The 20774-nt window shown below is 41.6% G+C and carries 24 protein-coding genes; 12 read left to right on the forward strand and 12 right to left on the reverse strand.

Annotation, left to right across the window (positions count from 1 at the left end; genetic code table 11):
- Nucleotides 1-64: 64 nt before the first annotated feature.
- From LZG71_RS13755 to LZG71_RS13765, 3 genes are read right to left on the reverse strand one after another with little or no spacing between them, the layout of a single operon-like run.
- Nucleotides 65-868, reverse strand: coding sequence for a polysaccharide deacetylase family protein (locus LZG71_RS13755; protein WP_233821220.1), 804 nt, complete (start codon nt 866-868; stop codon nt 65-67).
- The gene (locus LZG71_RS13760) at nt 853-1566 is read right to left on the reverse strand and encodes a glycosyltransferase family 2 protein (protein ID WP_233821222.1); all 714 of its coding nucleotides are present in this window, start codon (nt 1564-1566) and stop codon (nt 853-855) included. Before LZG71_RS13760 ends, LZG71_RS13755 begins: the two co-directional genes overlap by 16 nt.
- Nucleotides 1559-2728, reverse strand: coding sequence for a glycosyltransferase family 87 protein (locus LZG71_RS13765; protein ID WP_233821224.1), 1170 nt, complete (start codon nt 2726-2728; stop codon nt 1559-1561). The genes LZG71_RS13760 and LZG71_RS13765 overlap by 8 nt, the downstream gene beginning before the upstream one ends.
- Nucleotides 2729-2987: 259 nt before the next feature.
- Here LZG71_RS13765 and LZG71_RS13770 point away from each other — a divergent pair, with 259 nt between their 5' ends.
- The gene (locus LZG71_RS13770; protein WP_233821226.1) at nt 2988-3773 is read left to right on the forward strand and encodes a tryptophan-rich sensory protein; all 786 of its coding nucleotides are present in this window, start codon (nt 2988-2990) and stop codon (nt 3771-3773) included.
- A gap of 67 nt (nt 3774-3840) precedes the next feature.
- On the opposite strand, the gene LZG71_RS13775 is transcribed toward LZG71_RS13770, so the two are convergent.
- Both LZG71_RS13775 and LZG71_RS13780 read right to left on the reverse strand, forming a co-directional pair.
- The gene (locus tag LZG71_RS13775) at nt 3841-4230 is read right to left on the reverse strand and encodes a DUF2958 domain-containing protein (protein ID WP_233821228.1); all 390 of its coding nucleotides are present in this window, start codon (nt 4228-4230) and stop codon (nt 3841-3843) included.
- 53 nt (nt 4231-4283) lie between these two features.
- Nucleotides 4284-4862, reverse strand: coding sequence for a Crp/Fnr family transcriptional regulator (locus tag LZG71_RS13780; RefSeq protein ID WP_233821229.1), 579 nt, complete (start codon nt 4860-4862; stop codon nt 4284-4286).
- A 226-nt stretch (nt 4863-5088) separates the two neighbouring features.
- Between LZG71_RS13780 and LZG71_RS13785 the strand changes: the two genes are divergently transcribed.
- Entirely contained in the window at nt 5089-6285 is a 1197-nt protein-coding gene (locus tag LZG71_RS13785; RefSeq protein ID WP_233821230.1) for a hypothetical protein, read from the forward strand.
- A 30-nt stretch (nt 6286-6315) separates the two neighbouring features.
- Here the strand turns inward: LZG71_RS13785 and LZG71_RS13790 are convergent, their stop codons facing one another.
- Complete coding sequence (locus LZG71_RS13790; protein ID WP_233821231.1) at nt 6316-6939, reverse strand: alpha/beta hydrolase; 624 nt, start codon at nt 6937-6939, stop codon at nt 6316-6318.
- 61 nt (nt 6940-7000) lie between these two features.
- Nucleotides 7001-7939, reverse strand: coding sequence for a ring-cleaving dioxygenase (locus LZG71_RS13795; RefSeq protein ID WP_233821232.1), 939 nt, complete (start codon nt 7937-7939; stop codon nt 7001-7003).
- A gap of 248 nt (nt 7940-8187) precedes the next feature.
- Between LZG71_RS13795 and LZG71_RS13800 the strand changes: the two genes are divergently transcribed.
- The 4 genes from LZG71_RS13800 to LZG71_RS13815 all read left to right on the forward strand — a co-directional run bounded on the left by LZG71_RS13800 (nt 8188) and on the right by LZG71_RS13815 (nt 9905).
- Nucleotides 8188-8823: a SatD family protein gene (locus tag LZG71_RS13800; RefSeq protein ID WP_233821233.1), complete on the forward strand. Its 636-nt coding sequence runs from the start codon at nt 8188-8190 to the stop codon at nt 8821-8823.
- A complete protein-coding gene (locus LZG71_RS13805; RefSeq protein WP_233821234.1) occupies nt 8824-9195 on the forward strand; it encodes a hypothetical protein in 372 nt (123 codons plus the stop codon).
- 66 nt (nt 9196-9261) lie between these two features.
- Nucleotides 9262-9594 carry a bacillithiol system redox-active protein YtxJ gene (gene ytxJ, locus LZG71_RS13810; RefSeq protein WP_233821236.1) on the forward strand — a complete coding sequence of 111 codons (333 nt, stop codon included), beginning with the start codon at nt 9262-9264 and terminating at the stop codon, nt 9592-9594.
- Between the two features lie 125 nt (nt 9595-9719).
- The gene (locus LZG71_RS13815) at nt 9720-9905 is read left to right on the forward strand and encodes a hypothetical protein (protein WP_233821237.1); all 186 of its coding nucleotides are present in this window, start codon (nt 9720-9722) and stop codon (nt 9903-9905) included.
- Nucleotides 9906-9929: 24 nt separating this feature from the next.
- Here the strand turns inward: LZG71_RS13815 and LZG71_RS13820 are convergent, their stop codons facing one another.
- Nucleotides 9930-10826, reverse strand: coding sequence for a pirin family protein (locus LZG71_RS13820; RefSeq protein ID WP_233821238.1), 897 nt, complete (start codon nt 10824-10826; stop codon nt 9930-9932).
- 265 nt (nt 10827-11091) lie between these two features.
- On the opposite strand from LZG71_RS13820, the gene LZG71_RS13825 reads away from it, so the two are divergent.
- The 5 genes from LZG71_RS13825 (at nt 11092) to LZG71_RS13845 (ending at nt 14981) form a co-directional block, all read left to right on the forward strand.
- A complete protein-coding gene (locus LZG71_RS13825) occupies nt 11092-11865 on the forward strand; it encodes an EcsC family protein (protein ID WP_233821239.1) in 774 nt (257 codons plus the stop codon).
- Between the two features lie 57 nt (nt 11866-11922).
- Nucleotides 11923-12702, forward strand: coding sequence for an ABC transporter permease (locus tag LZG71_RS13830; RefSeq protein WP_233821240.1), 780 nt, complete (start codon nt 11923-11925; stop codon nt 12700-12702).
- Nucleotides 12703-12705: 3 nt separating this feature from the next.
- The gene (locus tag LZG71_RS13835) at nt 12706-13470 is read left to right on the forward strand and encodes an ABC transporter ATP-binding protein (protein WP_233821241.1); all 765 of its coding nucleotides are present in this window, start codon (nt 12706-12708) and stop codon (nt 13468-13470) included.
- A 2-nt stretch (nt 13471-13472) separates the two neighbouring features.
- Entirely contained in the window at nt 13473-14501 is a 1029-nt protein-coding gene (locus tag LZG71_RS13840) for an MlaD family protein (protein ID WP_233821242.1), read from the forward strand.
- Between the two features lie 111 nt (nt 14502-14612).
- Nucleotides 14613-14981 carry an Hpt domain-containing protein gene (locus LZG71_RS13845; RefSeq protein ID WP_233821243.1) on the forward strand — a complete coding sequence of 123 codons (369 nt, stop codon included), beginning with the start codon at nt 14613-14615 and terminating at the stop codon, nt 14979-14981.
- A 35-nt stretch (nt 14982-15016) separates the two neighbouring features.
- Here the strand turns inward: LZG71_RS13845 and LZG71_RS13850 are convergent, their stop codons facing one another.
- The 3 genes from LZG71_RS13850 to LZG71_RS13860 all read right to left on the reverse strand — a co-directional run bounded on the left by LZG71_RS13850 (nt 15017) and on the right by LZG71_RS13860 (nt 18084).
- Nucleotides 15017-16189, reverse strand: a complete 1173-nt coding sequence (locus LZG71_RS13850) for a glycosyltransferase family 2 protein (protein WP_233821244.1) — start codon at nt 16187-16189, stop codon at nt 15017-15019.
- A gap of 3 nt (nt 16190-16192) precedes the next feature.
- Nucleotides 16193-17110 (reverse strand): glycosyltransferase family 2 protein, encoded by a 918-nt coding sequence (locus LZG71_RS13855; RefSeq protein WP_233821246.1) that lies wholly within the window; start codon nt 17108-17110, stop codon nt 16193-16195.
- Nucleotides 17111-17256: 146 nt separating this feature from the next.
- Nucleotides 17257-18084, reverse strand: coding sequence for a pseudouridylate synthase (locus LZG71_RS13860; protein WP_233821248.1), 828 nt, complete (start codon nt 18082-18084; stop codon nt 17257-17259).
- A gap of 247 nt (nt 18085-18331) precedes the next feature.
- Here LZG71_RS13860 and LZG71_RS13865 point away from each other — a divergent pair, with 247 nt between their 5' ends.
- Nucleotides 18332-19441, forward strand: a complete 1110-nt coding sequence (locus LZG71_RS13865) for an acyltransferase (RefSeq protein WP_233821250.1) — start codon at nt 18332-18334, stop codon at nt 19439-19441.
- Between the two features lie 34 nt (nt 19442-19475).
- Here the strand turns inward: LZG71_RS13865 and LZG71_RS13870 are convergent, their stop codons facing one another.
- Nucleotides 19476-20699: a glycosyltransferase gene (locus tag LZG71_RS13870; protein ID WP_233821251.1), complete on the reverse strand. Its 1224-nt coding sequence runs from the start codon at nt 20697-20699 to the stop codon at nt 19476-19478.
- Nucleotides 20700-20774: the final 75 nt, after the last annotated feature.

A 20774-nucleotide genomic window follows, 5' to 3' on the forward strand; every position in this document is an offset into this window, starting at 1 on the left:
TTTCATCAAAAAAACCTCCGGAAAGACAATCGTCCTATCGGAGGTTTTTTTTGTGTTCGCTATCTTAAATCTTCTCTTTGTCGGCATCAAGCGTATCGCACAATTGCTGACATGTGATAAACTCCCCCTTATGCTTGATTAAATAACTTATCAATTTATCAAGCTTGTCCGTCAGTGCCTGCCCATCCGGACTTTTAACATAACCCGGCAACTTGTAATCCCCTATATCAGCAAACTCCCACGGATGAAAGTACAGCATCAGACTCTTCCTTTTTCGAAGCGTCAAACGGCACATTTCGGAATAAATACCTGCCGGCAGATTTTTAAACGATAACCAAAACAACGGAAAGCGCAGCCATGGCATGGTGGAACAAGGAAGCTCCCACATCCCACTTTCATGGTATGGTAAAGGACTTTTATGCAACAAATTGTATCTCCCCGGCAAGTAAGTCGGGTTCACAGACGAGTCGTAACGAAAGCCCCATTTGGCAAGATTGGCTTCGTCAAATGGTCTTAACCTTGGCATACGAAAACCATTAACGAACTTCCCGGTTATGAATTCAAGTATTTGCTTCGAAACCAATATATCCTGCTCCTGAAAGTCGTGATTCGGAGCATGATAAAGCGCGTGGGAGGCTATTTCATGTTTGTCAGACAGCAAACGTATCAATTCAGGATTCTTCTGAGCAAAATGGCCCGTTGTGAAAAACGTAACCGCTACATTGTGTTTGTCTAACACCGGCAATATACGCTTCATTCCGGCAAGTGTTACTTCCATTTGATCACGCTCAGATACCTTCTGACCATACTCCTCAGGAATGTCAAACTCTTCGAGATCGAAAGTCAGATTTACTAAATATCGCCCCATACACTACTCATAAAGATTATACGCCACAAACTTATCGTTTCTCTGAACAAAACCTTATAACTAAAATCACTGAAAACAATCGTTGGCTTGGCTGCGACATCAATAGAACGGATTTCAATTTTCTTTTTGATCAGCTTTCTGATCAGCTCTATTTCAAATACAAAAGTGTTGGTTTTGGTTTGAAGAATCTCAGGAAGTATTTCACGCCTGAAACCCTTTATCCCCGCCTGCGTATCTGTCACATGCCTGGAAAGGAAAAGTTTATTCAACAGTTGCAACGCTTTGGACACTACCTGTCTTTTAAATGGCAACTTACGAAAATACTCCACGTTCCGGTTTCCGTAAACGAACCAGCATTGCGGATCCGTTGCGAAAATATTTATCATCTCCACAATTGGCTGTGTACCAAAAGGAAAATCAATGTCGGTGTAGATGACAATATCACCTTTTGCATGCATAGTACCTTTTCTGATTGCCGAGCCTTTCCCCTCGTTAATCAAATTATCGACAAACAGTATTCCCGAGGTTGCCGTTATTTCAGGCAAAACGCCTCTGTTGAGACGGGTAGAACCATCATTCGAGACGATATATTCTATCTGATACTGAGGCAATGCGGCATTCAACTCATGCACATTTTGAAGTAGCGTCTGACACCAGCCATCCACAGGATTATAACAGGGCAACACTACACTAATCATTTGATAACGAAGAATTAACTGATTTTTCAGGGCTAAATAATTGAATCTGCAACAATAACCACACTATGAAACAAGGAATGACCTTGATCAGGTTGGGCTGTATAAACTCCCGTCGCCACGATGGTGGATAAACATCGGTTGGCGCAAGAATACTAAAAAAGAATACCGCAAAAATCAGGATTTTGGCCCATGGGTATAGTGCATCGCGCGAAACCAGATACCACAAAACAACTCCCTGTATAGCAATTACATAGGTTGAAGATTCAGCTGCATGGTTAAACATAATAACCCAAAGGGAAGCATAACCCAGCAACAATAGACGGTTGTTCAGCGACTGGTATTGGTTGCGTATCAATGTCCAAAGCCAGGTTAGTCCGAATAAGAAAAGACCCGCATATTGGATCAGACTTACATCGTGGTCTGTAAAAGATGGCCGCCAAACCTTAATAAGTCCCATAATTGAAAAGCCAAAATTCACCTTATGATCCTGAACCAGACAGGCGAACCAGTCTTTATAAAGCTGGATGAAGTGGTCACTGCCCGCGAATGGAAACGGAACAAAAGCAAGTACGACAAGCCACAAAACCGAGTACATTATATACTGACCTTTTTTGGGATAAAACAAAAACAAGGCAGCGAAAATAAGCCCGTAACCTTTGATACAAAATGCCAGAATTGGGAACAGTGAAGCCCATTTTAACTTTCCTCTTTCCAGAAAAGAAAATGTGAATAGCCCCAGTGCACCAATGATCGGATTTGTCTGCTGATTGTGGAGCGAAGTCACAAGTTCGATGAGAATAAACCACCAGAAGAAAACTTTTTGACTTTGAGTTAATGGTAAGCTCTTGATCCCGTAAAATACCACGAGCGAACAGGTTATCAACCATAATATCAGGCTTACCGGCACGGGAAGCAGACTGAACGGACTAAATAAAATGCAAAAAGTGGGATGATAAAGAAAGATATCAAAGTACTCCGCGGGATAGCCGATGTGCAGATTTGTTTTATCTAAAAGATGGAACAGCGACTGCCTGAAAATAACGAAGTTGTTGTATTTCAGTGGGCCACCTACATAATGCTGAACACCAATAACCACACTGAGCAGTACATACACTGATAAGATCACATTTTCCCGAGAGAAGAATGCATAAAAACGCTTCATGAAATAATGATTGTTAGGGGGTAAATTTTAACCTCAAAGTTAGTGACAAGAAATGTATACGAATCGTTGGAATTGGCTACAATCTATTTTCTAATTTTTTCCTAATAACTCCTAACTCTTATAATCTTTCTCTAATATCCTCAATAGCGAACTTCAGCAACTCACAACATTGTGGAAAGAAAGTTTCAGTCTGAACATGGTTCGGCCCCGGAACAATATTTATAGCATTTCTTATTTTTTCCACCATTCCATGGAAACCATGAAAAACAGAAAAATCGAAAGATATACCACAGCCGCCATTGTCATCGGAGGTATAATTGGAACCTGGTTTTTAAGTCGACCAAAAAAGGGAATCGTAAAAACCCGTCTTGATCGCATACAACAAAAAAAGATTGACAGGAACCTGATGACGCCTGCAAATGCAACTTTTGGCATCGTGTGGTCGGTAATTTATGCCGGTACATTGGCTTTGGCTGTTCACCAGGCGCTCCCGTCCCAGCTTTCCAATCCAAGATATCAGAAGGCGCAATGGTGGTTCAGGATCAATTACATCATGACGATGGTGTTTGGCTATTTCTTTTCAAAATCAGATAAGAAAAGCAGGATCGCTGCTGCTGTGACAACCATCGGTATGTTGCCTGCGGCAATTGGTCTGCATCGTTCACTGGAAATTGACGAAAATGCTGACCTTTCCGAACCTGAAAAAACGCTCGGAAAATTCATCAGTATTTATGCAGGCTGGCTTACCGCAGCATCGGCAGTGAGTGCTACTACGCTTGCTCACGAGTTTGGTTATTTGAGAAAAAACACTGATACTAAACAATGGACCAGCGCCTTACTTCCCGTTGCCAGTGGCGCAGGAGTATTGGTTTCACGGCAATTGAACGACCCTGTTAGTTTATTACCTGTTGCCGCCGCACTTGCAGGAATTGCGGTTAAACAGAAGGATAAAAACAGGGAGATCAGCCTACTTGCTGCCGGATTAGCAGCGTCGGTTGCAGGACTAATACTTAACGATTTTAATAAACAACATCAATTAAATTGATAGGCTAACAAGCAAAAAGAGCAGATAGGCATAACCCCATCTGCTCTTTTATATAAAAACCTAAAAATTATTTCGTCTTCGACAATTTGGCTTGTGCCAGTTTTAGTAAATCATCGTCTTCGGTAATTCTGTTATTGAGTTTGGCTGCTTCAAAATAAACACTCATTGCATATTTACCATCAAAATTCGGATCTATTTCTACCATTGGAACCTTCAATCGTGCGTGTTTAATACTTTCAAGATCGTTGATGGATACGTAACTCAACTCCGGTTTCCCCTGACCAAGATCGCAAACACCAAAAGCGATATTATTGGTAGAATCCAGTTCTGACAATAGCCATATTGCTTTGCCATATTTGGAATGCAGCTTCACAACCGGTTCATGATCTTTGCCCAGTTCGTTCTGAACTTCCATGGCATTGTGGATCATTATTTCTCTAAGATTCTCAGGGATCATTTTTGACATAGGGCAAAGATACTCGAACGATGCGGTTTTGACAACCAGGTTATTTACTGCGCGCTAAGCTTTTTCCTGACCTTACTCAAAAACTCCGGTGAAAATCCAAGATAGGATGCGATGTAATGTTGTGCTACACGTTGCGGAATGGCCGGATATCTATTCAGGAAATCAAGGTATTTTTCAACTGCCGTTGTGGAAATAGTCCTAAACAGGCGCTCCTGTAACTGCGCCAGATTCCGTTGCACCATGAGCCTGAACATACGCTCGAAACCAGGCACTGCGGTTAACAGCTTTTCTTTCGTTTCTGGTGTCAGAATCAATAATTCGCAATCTTCCAGCGTCTCAATGTAAACCAGACTCGGCTTTTGCTCCGTGAAACTGGTAATGTCACTCACCCACCAGTCTTCGATCGCGAATTGCAGCGTCACCTCCGCTCCCGACTGGTCAATGTGGTAGGTTCTGATACAACCTTTAAGGATGAAAGCCTCGAACTGGCAAACCTCGCCTTCCAGCAATAAGAACGTTTTTTTGGGTTGTTTTTTATATTGAAGTAATGAATCGAAATGTGCCAGCTCTTCGTCCGTAAAGGGAAGGCACCTTTTTGCATAAGCGTTAATTTTTTCAAACATATCAATTGTCTCTTCTATCTGACTGCCATCAATAAACAAAAAACATCCTCCTGCAAAATGATGCAGAAGGATGTTTTTACTTTTTAAAGGTAGTTGTAAACACCGGGATTATCAAAGTTGTGGCTCGTATTACCACTTGCAACAGAACAAAAATTTAATATAAACTAAAAATTTAGTTTGAAAAATAACTTGTCGTATATTGCGTCACACATCATCATAAAAACTAATGAAAAACCATATTCTAAAAATGGAACTATGCCATAGCAAATTAGTTTTAGTGCTAATTGTCACTTTTTCCTTAACACACCTGGCACAAGCACAAGATGAGGTAATTTACAAAAATAGCAAGCAAATTCAGCAAGACTATTTAAATGATGGTGCACCAAAGTATCAATTTGCCGCATGGGCGTACTCCTTTATTGGTGACTATCAAAAAGCACTGAAAGTCTATGATAAGTCCGGGGGAATAGAGCCTACTTATTCAGATCAAAATGTTTTGGCTTCATACAAGGCGAGATCAGCCACCGATTACGTAATTGAGCAAAGTAGAAAGGAAAGGATTATCATAATTAATGAAGCTCATCATCAACCTGTACATCGTGTATTTACAGGGTCATTGTTGGACGGACTTTACAAAAACGGATATCGCTACTTGGGTTTAGAAACCCTTGCTGAAGATTCGTTGCTTAACATTCGAAAATGGCCCTTAGTGAATGATGGATATTATTCCCGAGAGCCTCAATATGGCAATATGATCCGTAAAGCTTTGGAAATCGGGTTTACACTATTTTGTTATGAAGCATTGAATGATCCGGAGGGAAGAGAAATTGGAGAAGCAAAAAACATTAAGAAGATACTTGATAAAGATAATAAGGCCAAAATTCTAATACATTGTGGGTTTGGTCATTTGCTTGAAGATTACAATGCAGAGCCACTGAGAATGGCCGGCGCATTAAAAAAACTTTGCGGCATTAACCCCTATTCCATTGATCAGGTAGATTGGACAGAAAGAAGTAGCTTGGAATATGAATCACGTTACTATCAATTTACTCAAACGGGCTATCCCGCAGTGTTTATCGACTCTGCCGGTAATCCATACAATCTCAGAAAAGATTCAAGTTTGGTTGATTTGAAGATTGCTCATCCCCGTACCCAGTATATATCGAAGCGCCCTAGTTGGTTGTTACGTGGCAATACCTGGAAGTTATATAACTTGGATGGCATAAAACTCAATTTCAAATTCCCTTGTATTGTCTCGGCATATGCGGTAAAAGAAGAAGGTAATGCTGATAGTGTTCCGATTGATCAGATAGAAGTAAGCGACCTTAGTGAAAAGTCGCTCATTCTACCTCCCGGGGATTACCTGATACGAATTAGTGACTATAATGGTACTGTGCAAAAAAGTACAATAACCATTAAATGAGATAAACTAGTCAGCGCATCTTGAATTACCTCAGCCTAATATTTCCTTATTCACTATTTCTATTTCCTCACCCGAAATTGTATGTGGTCGTCCGGGGTATATTGCGGAAGTCACTTTTGCATTTAGTTTTTCAAAAATCGCGATACTTTCGTTCACCCTGCTGACGGGAACATGTGGATCCGGATCACCGGTGGATATAAAAACCGGCGTACCTGCAAAATCTCCCGTGTAATTGGCTTCTATCAATTCCTGACCAACCAGACCGCCGGTTAGTGCTATAATTCCTGCATACTTTTTGGCATGACGGGCGGTATATTCCAGCGTGAGACAGGCTCCCTGAGAAAAGCCGGCAAAGTATATGTTTTCGCTGCTTATTCCTGCGGCTTCAATATCGTTCACAATCCCGTCGATAATTTCCAGTGCCGAATCCAGCGCAGGTTGATTCTGACTTACAGGTGCCGTAAAACTATATGGGTACCAGCTGTTGTTCGTAGCCTCCGGAGCAAGGATTGCCACTCCTTCCAAGTTCAGATAGCGTTGCAGTGAAATGATATCGCGTGGCGCGGCTCCTCTGCCATGAAGCATGATAATCGCTTTTTTTGCGGTATTTAAATCAGCTCCGGCAGTTGTTACACTTTTTGTATGTTGGTACATCTTTTCAGTGATTTTGATAAAATTTTGAAGCGGACCTGTTGTGGTCCGCTTCAAAAAGAAATTAAACTAATGAAGGCAACACTTTTTCAATTTGTGCTCTCCGTGGCTCATATTGAGCAGGCAACATCAGACCAGATCCTAAAAACTCAACCGTTTCGTCGGTAGCAAAGCCAGGGTTATCGCTCGCAATCTCAAACAATACACCACCTGGTTCACGGAAATAGAGTGAATAGAAATAATTTCTGTCAATCTTATCCGTAATCTGATGTCCTGCCTCAACGATTTTTTTACGGAATTCCATCAATATATCGTCGTTCGCGACCCGGAATGCAACGTGGTGAACGGAACCTCCTGCCACATGTCCGGCGCGTTCGCCGGGAGCTTCCACAAGATCCACAATAGCGGCGGTTTCAACAGCATCGGTTATAAATCTGAACCTGTTTACATGTTGTTCCACCATTTTATAGCCAAAAATATCAGTCAGAATTTTAGCTGTTTCCTCTATTTTGTTACTTGTGATCGTAATGTGGTGAAAACCTCTGGTTGCATACTCAGCACTCACTTCGGCAGTTTCGTAAGGTTTTCGGTTGTCAGCCGTTTTAGGTACTGTCAGTTCGAATTTCAAGCCATCAGGATCAAGAAAAGTAAGATACTGTTCACCGAATTTTTCAGAAACTTTGTTGTAAGTCACTTTATTGTCGTGCAACCTTTTCAACCAAAAATCAAGACTTCCTTCCGGTACTGAATATCCGATTTCCGTTACCTGACGAGTTCCTCTTCTGCCAGCAGGTATTTGATCACCCCATGGAAAAAATGTTAGTATCGTGCCAGGTGTACCATTTTCATCACCGTAATAAAAATGATAGGTGTTAGGATCATCGAAATTGACGGTTTTTTTTACCATCCTTAATCCCAGAACCCGGGTATAGAAATCATAATTTTTTTTAGCGTCACCAGCGATGGCGGTGATGTGGTGGATGCCATTGATTGTATTTTCCATTGTCTTGTTTGTTTAGCTGTTATCAATTTTAATGATACAAATGTACTACCCCACCACAGGGCAAAACATTGAACTAGGACAAGAAAATAAAAAATGGATAAATATTTAAAAAATAACGTTAACATACTCACATACAGTAAATTATTTATTTGTACCTATATATTTGTTTCATTAATACTGAAACAAAACAGTTTATTTCAGTATATTTGACATAGATGATATTATTTCACTTTTTATGAAACAGATTTATGAGCAAAAAAGAGCATTACATTCTTATGGCGGATGTTGTTTCAAGCCGATCAAAAGATCAGAAACAACTTATGGAGGACTTTAAAACAATAACAGAGGTTGTAAACCGCAAACACAGCAAAAAGCTGAAATCACCTCTGACTATTACCTTGGGAGATGAATTTCAGGGCATAGCAAAAGACGTTAACGCGGCTTTACAGCTTATTTTCAGTCTGGATGAGGAAATTCTTCTCAAAGGAGCAGGATTTAAATTGCGGTATGTGTTAATGGAAGGACAAATTGATACACCCATCAATGATAAAATTGCTTACGGAATGCTGGGAGAAGGCCTGACCAATGCACGAAAGGCTTTGCAAGAAGCTAAACTAACCAAGAACCGTTACCATATTATCCTGAAAGACAATGAGATGAGTAAAGCACTCACCAACAGCCTCGTTATTTACCAGGGGCTAACGGATGATTGGAAGGTAACCAGAGATCGCGAGCTATTAACCGAATTTTTGAAAGAAAGAGATTATAAAGTAGTGGCCGAAGCTTTGGGGAAAACCAGATCCCAGATTTGGAAAAGGGAGAAAAGTTTAAAAATAAATGAATATATTGCTACCAAAGAGGTTATAAACTACATCACACGCTAAATGGTCTTTTTTATAATAGCTGTCATTATCCTGATCGGCGAAATTGTCCTGGGCTTTTTATTCTCTGTTATTGCACAGGTATTTTATCAAAAAACCAAAATTGATTTCAAATCACTGATCAAAGGATTCATTGAAAGAATGTTTCTGATGATATTCCTCTTCAACGATCTCGCCCCTGCCCTCACATTTTTCAGCGCGCTGAAACTTGCCACCCGGTTAAAACATGATGAAAGCAATAGTACCGACTCCAACAAGTTCAACGATTATTACCTAGTAGGCAATCTTGTCTCCGTTTCCGTAGCGCTCTTTTATGTTTATGTACTGAAACATGCGTCCAGTATCGAAAACCTGCTCCCTCATATAGGTAAGTAAGCACACCTTCTGGAATGAAAATTTGAAATCTATGTTAAGTATGATAGCAAACTTTCATTGAAGAATATGAATTGGATTACAATTACAAACGAGAACCAGGTACAGGCCATTTTTGAGTCGGAAGACTACGCGATTATTTACAAACACAGTCCTCGCTGCATGACCAGCCTGATGGCCTATCGCCAGCTGAAATCAGAAGTGACAGGCGCTGTCGGCAATGATACACCATTATACATTGTCGATGTGATCAGCAACCGCAGGGAGTCGCACGCTGTTGCACACATTTTTCAGGTTGAGCATGAATCACCCCAGATTCTTGTAGTAAAAAACGGGCAAAGCATTTACAACACTTCCCATGAAAACGTTTCATTGCACAATGCCCTGAAACATATTAACTAATTTTTTGAGCTTATGACAGGTAAAGGCAAACGCAAAACTATGTGATCCAGTATTGAATAATATAATTGGAAAATATCCAAATTTATGGAATAATTCCATAAATTTGGATATTAAACATAGCAGTCATGAAAGAACTCAATTACCTCATTATTTCCCGCGACATGGTTTGGCAGTGGTATTACGATCCATGCAAAGGCAAACATTTCAGAGAACTTCTTGGAAAAGAGGCTCAGCTGTTTGTTCGTATTCTAGAAACCGGAAAGGAAGTATATATAGAGGACATCCTTTCTCAATCCAGACAGATTAGCTGATACAACTTTCTAATCGGAGTTAATTTACTGTTTAGGTTTGAGTACTCCACTTGCCTCAGGCAATGGAATAAATCCAGTTTCTCCTTCTATTTGGGGATAATTTTGTTGTTGCCAGTTCACTTTTGCGTTCTCAATCAGCTCACGATTGGTTGCTACGAAATTCCAGTAAATCAATCGTTCTTCCGGGAAAGCATCCCCGCCGAAAATATATATCGTCGTTCCTGCTTCCATAATAAATTCACAGAGTTCGCTGTTCTTGGATACCAGTATTCGTTTGGGCTCATGAACAATTCCCTCACTTTCTACACTTCCCTCCAAAATGTACAACCCAGCCTCCCCAAAGAGATACTGACCAACATTTACGGATTTACGAACGTCGGTCTTAATTTCTACAAAAAATAATGGACTGTAAACCGGTACAGGAGATTTACGTCCGAAGGCTTCACCCGCTATGAGTTTGAATTTCACCCCGTCGTCTTCCCAGGATGGGACATCTTCCACCTCAGCATGATAAAAGTTGGGTTCCATTTCTTCAAGCTCTTTTGGCAATGCCACCCATATTTGTAAACCATGTAATGCTTTATCTGTATGGCGCAGATACTCCGGCGTTCTTTCGGAATGCACAATGCCTTTTCCGGCTGTCATCCAGTTTACCTGTCCGGGTTTAATTTCCACACTGTTACCAAGTGTGTCCTTGTGCATTATTGCGCCTTCGAACAGGTAGGTGAGCGTAGAAAGACCGATGTGCGGATGCGGCCCGATGTCGATGCTCTGATAATCTTTCAGGTTGGCCGGTCCCATGTGATCGATGAAGATAAATGGGCCTACCATTCTTTTATTACGAAACGGAAGCAATCGCCCGACCAGAAAATTCCCGATGTCGGCAGGGCGTTCCTCAATGATAATATTGATATTCGACATAATTAATCGCTCTGTTTATTCTAATCGATACAAGTTATGTATCCCTTTTGAGGTTTCAAAACGGGTATCAGATACTGATTTTAGTAAAGGAGAAAATATATCTCTATACAGCAGGAAATGAAAGGTAACCAACGGATTGAGGATTACACACTTTAAGCGCCCCATGGGAAATGATCACTGGAACGATTTTTGTCAGATAGGTCTAGTCATAATTAGTTAACTTTCCTGCTTAACCGGTTTTTCATACATTTGCGCCCTGGCTGCCATGACTCAATACGAAGAAAACATAAAAAACGAATTGTACAAATGGCAGGAGAAAATGCAAAAGCATCCTTCCGGACTGAACAGGATTTCTAAAAATGTGCAGGACAAAATAAACAGTTTTATTCCCGATCGTGTGCATGAGGTGATCACATCCACAATCAAGCAGATGACGAGAGGCGTGTTGTTTGGAGCAGGTTACACAACAGCAAAGCCAGTTGAATTTGTGTCTTTGGAAACCGCTGAAATAGCTGTAAAGGCGCGCATTGAATTTTACAAAAAGGCGGGCGCAGCAGAAGGTGGAATAACGGGGGCAGGTGGATTTTTACTAGCCATGGCTGAGTTCCCCATCCTGATTGGCATAAAAATGAAGTTGCTTTTCGACATCGCAGCGTTATACGGAAGGCAGGTTGATGATTACCGTGAAAGGCTTTTTATCCTTCACATATTTCAACTGGCGTTTTCGAGCCAGAAAAGCAGGCAGAAAATTTACAGTCAGATGACCGATTGGACAGCAAAAAATGCAAATCTACCAGAAGATATAAACCAGTTTGACTGGAAAAGCTTTCAACAGGAATACCGGGATTACATAGATCTTGCCAAAATGGCTCAGCTTATTCCGGGAATTGGTGCCGCAGTAGGATTGATCGTCAACTATCGCTTGTTGAACCAGCTTGGTAAAACCGCCATGAATGCTTATCGAATGCGCTGGCTTGAAGATAAAAATTTAAAAGAATACAACGGGCAGACCGGAATTTTAGCACCGTCAAATGCCTGATAACAAAAAGTATATAATAAACAGTTACGCGTCGAGTCACTCGCCAAACAGAATTTAATGAGCAAGGAAAAAGTATTTACCAAAAGCCTGGATTCATCCTTCCTGGCAGTTTACAATGGCTACATGTTCTTCCTTCGGTTTTTCAGGGAAGCATTTCGGGGCAGAATGGAATTTCAGGAGCTTGTAAAGCAATGTTACGCCATTGGTTACAAGGCGCTATTGCTGATAAGCCTTACCGGATTCATAACAGGAATGGTTTTTACCAAGCAGTCAAGACCTTCGCTTGCGGAGTTCGGAGCAACCTCCTGGCTTCCCTCGCTGGTTTCCATCGCCATCGTTAGAGCACTTGCTGCACTCGTTACCGCTCTTATATGCTCGGGAAAAGTGGGATCCAGCATCGGTGCTGAACTTGGCTCTATGCGGGTAACCGAGCAGATAGATGCCATGGAAGTTTCCGCAGTAAACCCATTCAAATTCCTGGTTGTCACCCGTGTGCTTGCGTCCACGATAACCATCCCGATTCTCATGTTCTATTGTACGCTTGTCGCTCTGCTTGGCGCGTTTTTGAATGTGACCCTAAATGAAGGAACGAGTTTTATAGCATTTTTTGAGAACGCCTTTGAACAGATTACATTCCTGGACATCGGGACATCGCTTGTTAAAGCAGTTGCATATGGTTTCACCATTGGGATCGTGGGTTGTTACCAGGGCTACAACGCTATTAAAGGAACAGAAGGAGTTGGAAAGGCTGCAAATGCGTCGGTCGTAATATCGATGTTCCTCATTTTTATTGAGGAGGTTATCATCGTTCAGGTATCAAATTATTTCAGAATATAAAAGATGGCAGAAACCATAGAAAATACTTCCCCGGTTATTTCCATCAAAGATTTATATAAATCGTTTGGCGACTTGCACGTACTACAAGGTGTGAATCTGGAAGTAAACAAAGGAGAAAATGTAGTGGTACTTGGGCGTTCAGGAACAGGTAAATCCGTATTGATCAAAATTCTGGTTGGCTTGCTCAGACAGGATCGCGGTTCGGCACTTGTGCTGGGTCAGGAAGTTTCGCAGCTCAACGAAAAGGAATTACGCGACTTACGTCTCAAAATCGGTTTTTCCTTTCAGAACAGTGCTTTGTATGATAGTATGACGGTGAGAGAAAACCTTGAATTCCCACTGGTCAGAAACGTACCCGGCCTTACGAAGGCGGAAATAAACGAGAAAGTAGAATCCGTTCTCGACGCTGTTGGTTTACTTCAGACCATTAACCAGGCGCCATCCGAGCTATCGGGCGGGCAGCGTAAGCGGATTGGTATTGCAAGAACGCTCATTCTTGAACCAGAGATTATGCTTTATGATGAACCAACAGCGGGTCTTGATCCTATTACCTGCATTGAGATCAATGAGCTGATCAATGAAGTTCAGGAAAAATACCACACAAGTGCCATTATCATCACCCACGACCTTACCTGCGCCAGACAAACAGGTGACAGAATTGCCATGCTTCTGGATGGCCACTTTACTGAGCAGGGAACGTTTGAAGAGGTATTTGAGACGCAGGACGACAGAATTAAAAGTTTTTACGATTATAATTTTATAAAATAGTAATGGAAACATCAACCAGAAAACGCTCTATAACCGTAGGCCTATTTGTAGTGGTCGGGATACTCATTTTCGTAGTGGGTATACTTACCATTGGAAGTATGAAAAAAGTATTTGCAACCAGTATTTCGGTCAAAAGCATCTTTCACGATGTGAACGGGCTGAAACCGGGTAACAATGTGTGGTATTCCGGTGTAAAAATCGGCACGGTGAAAAAAATCCGCTTTCTGGACAATGAGCAGGTGGAAGTAATGCTGAATATCGAAGAAAAATCGCAGGAATTTGTACGTAAAAATGCAAAAGCAAAAATCAGTACAGACGGACTTATCGGAAATAAAATCATCGTTATTTATGGCGGCACTCAAAAAGTACCAGCTATTGAAGACGGAGATCAGCTTGCCGTAGAAAAAATCGAAAGCACAGAAGAAATGCTTGCTGTATTATCGGAAAACAATAAGAACCTTTTAGGGATAACGAGTGCTTTCAAAACCATAAGCAAAAATATCCTCGAAGGAAAAGGTACAGTAGGTATGCTTCTTAACGACGAGAGGCTTTATAACGACGTTGACCAAACGCTTGCAGCACTAAAAAAAGCATCTGTAAACGCCCAGGTGATGACCGCCTCACTTTCTGGTTTCACGGCTAAGTTGAACGAAAAAGGAGGACTGGCAAACGACTTCGCTACCGACACAGTTATTATGCGAGATATACGTGCAACCGTAGGCCGGCTTAACGAAACGGTATCATCCGCGAACGTCATGGTGAATAATCTCAAAACAACCACCGAATCTCTCAATTCTAATAAAACAAGTCCATTGGGCGTGTTATTGCATGACGAAAAAACTGCGTCTAACCTTAAAGGAACACTGCAAAATTTAGAGTCAAGCACTGAAAAGCTTGATGAAAATATGGAAGCGCTCCGTTCAAACTTCTTGTTCCGCAGGTATTTCAAAAAGAAAGCCAAAGAAGACGCAAAGCAGTCACCAGCTACTGAATCCGCTGTAAACGAATCGGTTAAAGACACTATAAAATAGCCATAAGCTAACTCGCATCCTCAATAGAATATATTCTATTGAGGATAATGAAAGGATTTGTTTACTTTGTACAAAATTAAAACAATCCCGAAATCAGCGACACCATAACTTATGGACCTTCAAATTAATCCTGCACTGGATATAAAGTATTTAAACCAGGTTTATGGAGAAGATTCTTCCATAATCCACCTGATTTTTGATGCTTTTCTAAGCGACTCCATGCCCCGGTGGCATTCCTTGAAAACAGCTTTGGAAGAGGGAAATTATGAGGAATCCGCGAGCATTGTGCATGGCTTAAAGCCGTCCTTTACCATGGCAGGTCTCACTGCAATAAGACCTAAGGTGGAGAAACTTGAAACAGCAATTAAGGAAGGCGTAGAAGTTTCAAAACTTATAGTCACCTATCAGCATATTTCAGATGAACTTCTTCCTTTAATTCCCATCATAGAAAGTGAGTCGAGCCGCCTCGCAGCGTTATAGAATAGTAATTCCAAAAGATATTAAGAGCGTCCCAATCAGGCGCTCTTTCTTTTTGCCTTCTCCCAGACAGCACTCTGATTTCCGTTTAAATAACGAGCAAGACCAGCTAAAACTGCGTAGTTCATCATGCAAAAGTAGTAAGGCACAAATAACGCTTTAACCTTTATCCTGCGTTTTTCGAGAAACCAGCCAGCCAGGGCCATCAGGTAGAAAAGGCATTGGGCCAATAGCAGAATTAGATATAAAGTCTCCTGAAACAAAAAGTAAATTATAACGTTCAGCACGACCGCCAGGATCAGTAAAAAAGGTGTTATGGTCCACCTCAGCACACGGTGACTGATGTACTGATAAGAAAGTATAGGGTTTTTGAAAGGATTAAGCAGTGATTTCAAACGAACAATAGACTGGATACCTCCCGCCGCGATACGTATTTTCCGCTTCAACTCCTCCTTCACATTATCGGATGCCAATTCAGAAGCGTAGGCATCCGGCTCATATATGATCCTGTATCCCTGATCCGCAATGAGCATAGAAATCATAAAGTCGTCCAGTATGGTATCTGCTTCAACATGTCTGTACAAAGAACGCCGCACGCTAAACAGTTCTCCGGCAGCACCCACAACAGAGTACAATTCTGAATCCCATTTTTTTAAAGCAGATTCGTACTTCCAGTAAAATCCCTCCCCGGCGGTCGCGTCCGCCAACTGATCCTGCATCACCCTTTTTTCACCGGATACTGCTCCTACCTCAGGATCTGCGTAATGTCGCGCTATGTATAAAAGCGCTTCCGCATTCAGGAAGGTGTTCGCGTCAGTGTATACCACAATCTCAGAATCCACGACATCCATGGCCCTGTGAATCGCATGTATCTTTCCACGACGTTCATCCGAATGCAACAATTTAATCCCGTCAAAGGTTTTTACGATGTCAGCAGTTCTGTCGGAGGATCCGTCTGTAACAAACAATATATTCAATTTATCTGCCTGATATTGAAGCGCCAACGTGTTACGGATTTTCTCTTCTATTAAACTCTCCTCATTATACGCAGCCACGATCAGCGTCAGTGTTGGATAATACTGACGCGGTTGAGGTAGCCGGCGTTCCCCTTTTACAACCCTTCGGATTCTGACAAGACAATAAAGTAGAATTCCATAACCTACAAAGGTGTAGAAAACGATGAACAGACTTAGCCAAAAGAGAACTTTCATAGTTTAACGTTTTACCGGATAACCCAGATTTTCACTCCCGACCTGGTTTCTAAAATGCCAGCCTATGGCACTAAAAAACACTGGAATGAAGCTAAATTCTTTGTTTTTGAGATAGAGAGTAAGATTTCGGGGGATTACAGCTACTGAGAAATAACAACAAAAACAGAAGAATTGAAATGCGGAGGCATTTTTACGGATAAACAAAATCCTGTTTCTTGTCATGAAATACTCCTTCAACGCAGATCGTTTGCCCACAGACACCGACTCTTTGTGATAGATGAGTGCTTCTAAATTGGTGTGAACCTCATATCCGGCCCGCTTTATCTGTTCGCACCAATCGAGCTCTTCATAATACAAAAAGTAATTTTCTGCCATCAGACCGGCACTGGCTATCACTTCCCTTCTGATCATCATGGCAGCTCCGTGGGCATAACCTGTAACGCCACTCAGAGCATCAAACTGACCATCATCCAAATCAAACTGACCGATACAATGGTTACGGGCCAGGTAATAATTCATGTTGGAATACCCGGCATACTGCAAGGTCAGCGGATGATCGTAGTAATGGATTTTAGGAGATATAATGCCAATTCCGGGGTTCGCATCCATGCTCTGCACCAGCTGAGAAATGAGCGTCGCGGTAACCTCCGTGTCATTGTTAATCAGGAAAATGTAATCTCCATTTGTGTATTCAATGCCCAGGTTATTCCCTGCCGCAAAGCCCAGATTAACTTCTGACCTCACAAATTGCACGGTTGGAAAAAGCAGTGACCAACTACCCACAGGATTTTCACTGCTTCCATTGTCTACTACAACAATTTCGATGGCCTCATAGGTATTTATCTCAATTAAGGATTTGAGCAACTGCTCAGTCACAACCGGCTGATTGAAATTAACAGTGACTATGGAGACAAGCTTCATCAAGAATGATTAGGTACCGTTGAGTAGTATAAACACCGCACGAAAGCTGGTCCATGCGTTGCTCGTAGAATTACTTCAAATTTAGTAATAATCATTCAACAAAAATTGTATAACCTCCTGGCAGGCGATTTTTTTGGCAAATTTCCCTAACGAACCGAAATTTCCCCGGTATGGCAGACAGGTTTATTATCCATTTCGATCCCGGTGAGCATGTGAGCCAGAATCGGTGCACATTTTTCCTGACACGAAGGATAAAATTCTCCATGTTTCCAATGTGCCGATTTTGGAGAAGCACCCCACCAAAACTCCGCCATAGCAACGGGTTTCATTTTATGTTGGAAAGCGTATTGAAGTAATTTGGGAGCGGCGCATTCGCCGGCCCCGGCTGGCGGATTTTTATACAAAGCACCTTCAAAAATATCGCGCAAGCTCTTTTCCTCACCATCCTGATTTAAAAAGTGATACTGATCAAAGATCTGGTTCTGCAATGCGACCGAATGGTTTTTCCTGCGACGTTTCAAAATGTCAATATCTTCACGGTTATCTTCTTCCCCAGCCGCCTGCAAGTCACTTATTTCAGTGCTCAATTGTGCTAACGATTCCATGCCGGCATTGAGGAAACCACCGTTTTCCATACCATCAAACAGTGGCGGAACGAAACCGGCATGAAAATTTCCGCCAGCCAGTTTCCCCGAAAATGCAGCCAGATATCCCAAATCTCCATCATCCGTAATTACAACCAGCACTCCGAACATCTTACCAATGACGGTACCATCACCAGTCCCCAATCCGAAATTGTGCTGCCACGCAGATTGTGTTCCAAGATGTACCCGAAGCATTTCTGACGCCAGAAGACTTAACGAATGTGGTGTGTAGTCGAATGGAAAAGTGAATTTTTCTGGCAGAGATATCCCCTCACACAAATTTCCGAAAGGATTGAAGCAAGGGTCTTGCGTGGAATCGGATGCTGTCAATGAAGCATTGTTTAATCGTAATCAGTGATAGCTCAGCTTAACATCCGCTACTTTTTGAAATGCAAAGCTACGCAGCCTTAGACTAATTGCAAGAAATCCGCACCAATTCAAGATAAAAACCGATCAGCTTGTAGAACTATTTTAACAATATTGATATAGCTTTAACAAAAATCTACTGAAAGTATTCGAATTCAGGAACTTCAATAGGGAATCAGGCAAAAATCCAACTCTCAACGTAAATTACCTCATGAAGCATCGCTTTGAAGTCCTTGACATTTTCAGAGGGCTGTTTGCAGCATTTGTTTTTTTATTCCACCTCGCACCATTTGCAGACAACTCTTTTATAAGCAACAACTTCACAAAAAACGCCGATATGTTCGTCGATTTCTTCTTTGTTTTAAGCGGATTTGTGATGGCCTACAGGTATCAAAACATTGCAACGGGAGAGGAATTGAAGCTTTTCCTGATAAAAAGAATTTACCGAATATATCCGCTGCATCTTTTAATGCTGTTTTTGTTCGCAGTAGTGGAGCTGGGTAAAAAAGTGCTGAATCCGTACATTAAAGTAAATAATCTTGATAACCCGGCCAACAACGTCATTTCATTTTTCTCATCACTTTTCCTGTTAAACTCCACTCCCATTCCGGGTGTAAACGATGTGAGCTGGAACATTGTCAGCTGGTCAATCAGTGCGGAACTTATTGCCTATGTCGTGTTTGGAACCGCGGTGCTCTACATTTATAAATCAAGACTGTACACACAGAGAAACCTAGTGTATCTGCTACTCATCCTCATTTCTCTCACAGGGCTTTACCTGATCTCATTCACATTCAAAATCAATTATAGCTTCGACTACGGGTTTTTACGCGGTATTCTGGGTTTCTTTTCCGGAGTAATCTGTTTCAATTTATTTGCCAGGTCCAATTCCAGCATTAGTAAATATTCCAGTCATTTTTTTTCAACAGCCGAGTTATCGACCCTGGTTCTGATCAGTTTACTCATCTACAACGGCGAAGTCATGAAACCTTGGGGAGCAATTTTTGACGTCCTGTTCTTTATCTGTATCTACACTTTTTCATTTGAGAAAGGATTCATTTCAGCGGCTTTGAAAAAGGTCTTTCTGCTTCACAAACTAGGCATGTATTCCTATTCCATTTACATGACTCATGCCCTGTTGATAAGCTTATTTAACATCTTGTTTATCAGAATACTAAAGTTCCCTACCAGCTCCTACTCCTATTTTTTCATTCTGAATTTTGCCATCATTTACTTCGTTTCCGCCTGGACTTACCAGCACGTCGAAATGCGATTTCAATACAAAGCACAAAAAAGAGTAAAACCGAGTACAGTGGTATAGACGCGCCGTAACAGAATTGTGTTTTGAATACAGCTTAGTCGAGGTATTTTCCAGTTGACCTGATCAATTCCTCATATATAATATCTGCAATTTCATCCACTCTTCTCTCCCATGTATTTGCAGCTGCAATCTGCAATCTTTCAGCCACATCGTGCTCACCATTGCTGCTCAATGCAACTGCAATAGCCTTGGAAAAAGATTCAGCTGTACTGCAAAACGGTACTGTTTCACCTGTAAACTCCGCCAGATCGGGATTAAAATCGGTACAAACTACGGGTTTGCCGGCGCCCAGATACTCAAATAATTTGAGAGGGAAAATGGTTCGGCTTACTTCATCCTTTCTGAATGGGATCAATGCAACGTCAAATCCCTTCACAACAGCTGGCATTTCCGTGTAAGGAACGGCTCCTGTCATTTTCACATTCGGAAGGGCGGTAAACCAGGCAGGTACAAATTCAGACGTTATCGGACCTACCAAAACGAAGGTTTTATCGGAATTATTCCTGGATACTTCACCCAGCAGATCGTAGTCAATTCGGCGCTCAATGGCGCCAAAATAGCCAATAACCGGACGAGGCAGATCTGCCAGCAAATGGCTTACCTGCAACTGCGGATCCAGTACTTTACTGCTGTGCGTAACGTCGGCAGCATTGGGCACAAAATGGCTCGCGCTGTTCAGCACCACTTTGTCATGATACAATTTTCTGCTGCTGCAAATCACAACGTCACTTCGGATGATGATCTTTTTTTCAGACAACAATCCATGTTTTTTGTCGAATGCAACTACCAGCGGGTCCAGACAGTGATACACTTCCAGCGCAGGTTTGAGGTAAGAAGCCAGGCCAGGATAATGAAAATTAAAAGAATTGATGAAGATAAAATCGTTTATCGCATACTTTTTCTGGAAACGTTTAAGTTTAAAAGCGAGGATAAACTCGTTGATTTCCAATGCCATTCTAAACAAAAAACCTTCCGGCAAAAAGTTAATGGAAAGAAGCACCGGCGGAATTATGACAGACAATCCGGGAACATCAGTATCAATCAAACTGGTATTGAAAAGAGAAAAATAACCTTTGCGCCGCTGCCCCTGTTTCGAATTCCTTAACCGAAAATAATCTTTGAGCGTATATGGATTCTCTACATAATAAACCCGGTTGGTTTTGGCAAGCAGCCTGGCTGTGGTGTAGTTGGTAGATTCAATTTCCGAATCCATTCGGGGCAAGCCAAAAATTATGATTTTATGTCCGTTGAGTTTCATTCTTTGTTATTTCAAACATGTACCGCCCGGCACTGAGTACAATGCAGGTCAGGTTATAATTCCTATATTTACTAT

The sequence above is a fragment of the Dyadobacter sp. CY312 genome, from assembly GCF_021390535.1.
Lineage (GTDB): Bacteria > Bacteroidota > Bacteroidia > Cytophagales > Spirosomataceae > Dyadobacter.

What these genes read in the sequence shown, in the direction of transcription:
- LZG71_RS13865 (WP_233821250.1), top strand. Translation starts at nt 18,332, where the DNA reads ATGAAGCATCGCTTTGAAGTCCTTGACATTTTCAGAGGGCTGTTTGCA.
- LZG71_RS13765 (WP_233821224.1), bottom strand. Translation starts at nt 2,728, where the DNA reads ATGAAGCGTTTTTATGCATTCTTCTCTCGGGAAAATGTGATCTTATCA.
- LZG71_RS13790 (WP_233821231.1), bottom strand. Translation starts at nt 6,939, where the DNA reads ATGTACCAACATACAAAAAGTGTAACAACTGCCGGAGCTGATTTAAAT.
- LZG71_RS13845 (WP_233821243.1), top strand. Translation starts at nt 14,613, where the DNA reads ATGGACCTTCAAATTAATCCTGCACTGGATATAAAGTATTTAAACCAG.
- LZG71_RS13760 (WP_233821222.1), bottom strand. Translation starts at nt 1,566, where the DNA reads ATGATTAGTGTAGTGTTGCCCTGTTATAATCCTGTGGATGGCTGGTGT.
- LZG71_RS13785 (WP_233821230.1), top strand. Translation starts at nt 5,089, where the DNA reads ATGAAAAACCATATTCTAAAAATGGAACTATGCCATAGCAAATTAGTT.
- LZG71_RS13825 (WP_233821239.1), top strand. Translation starts at nt 11,092, where the DNA reads ATGACTCAATACGAAGAAAACATAAAAAACGAATTGTACAAATGGCAG.
- LZG71_RS13855 (WP_233821246.1), bottom strand. Translation starts at nt 17,110, where the DNA reads ATGAAGCTTGTCTCCATAGTCACTGTTAATTTCAATCAGCCGGTTGTG.
- LZG71_RS13770 (WP_233821226.1), top strand. Translation starts at nt 2,988, where the DNA reads ATGAAAAACAGAAAAATCGAAAGATATACCACAGCCGCCATTGTCATC.
- LZG71_RS13775 (WP_233821228.1), bottom strand. Translation starts at nt 4,230, where the DNA reads ATGATCCCTGAGAATCTTAGAGAAATAATGATCCACAATGCCATGGAA.
- ytxJ (WP_233821236.1), top strand. Translation starts at nt 9,262, where the DNA reads ATGAATTGGATTACAATTACAAACGAGAACCAGGTACAGGCCATTTTT.
- LZG71_RS13795 (WP_233821232.1), bottom strand. Translation starts at nt 7,939, where the DNA reads ATGGAAAATACAATCAATGGCATCCACCACATCACCGCCATCGCTGGT.
- LZG71_RS13820 (WP_233821238.1), bottom strand. Translation starts at nt 10,826, where the DNA reads ATGTCGAATATCAATATTATCATTGAGGAACGCCCTGCCGACATCGGG.
- LZG71_RS13805 (WP_233821234.1), top strand. Translation starts at nt 8,824, where the DNA reads ATGGTCTTTTTTATAATAGCTGTCATTATCCTGATCGGCGAAATTGTC.
- LZG71_RS13780 (WP_233821229.1), bottom strand. Translation starts at nt 4,862, where the DNA reads ATGTTTGAAAAAATTAACGCTTATGCAAAAAGGTGCCTTCCCTTTACG.
- LZG71_RS13870 (WP_233821251.1), bottom strand. Translation starts at nt 20,699, where the DNA reads ATGAAACTCAACGGACATAAAATCATAATTTTTGGCTTGCCCCGAATG.
- LZG71_RS13830 (WP_233821240.1), top strand. Translation starts at nt 11,923, where the DNA reads ATGAGCAAGGAAAAAGTATTTACCAAAAGCCTGGATTCATCCTTCCTG.
- LZG71_RS13815 (WP_233821237.1), top strand. Translation starts at nt 9,720, where the DNA reads ATGAAAGAACTCAATTACCTCATTATTTCCCGCGACATGGTTTGGCAG.
- LZG71_RS13840 (WP_233821242.1), top strand. Translation starts at nt 13,473, where the DNA reads ATGGAAACATCAACCAGAAAACGCTCTATAACCGTAGGCCTATTTGTA.
- LZG71_RS13755 (WP_233821220.1), bottom strand. Translation starts at nt 868, where the DNA reads ATGGGGCGATATTTAGTAAATCTGACTTTCGATCTCGAAGAGTTTGAC.
- LZG71_RS13800 (WP_233821233.1), top strand. Translation starts at nt 8,188, where the DNA reads ATGAGCAAAAAAGAGCATTACATTCTTATGGCGGATGTTGTTTCAAGC.
- LZG71_RS13850 (WP_233821244.1), bottom strand. Translation starts at nt 16,189, where the DNA reads ATGAAAGTTCTCTTTTGGCTAAGTCTGTTCATCGTTTTCTACACCTTT.
- LZG71_RS13835 (WP_233821241.1), top strand. Translation starts at nt 12,706, where the DNA reads ATGGCAGAAACCATAGAAAATACTTCCCCGGTTATTTCCATCAAAGAT.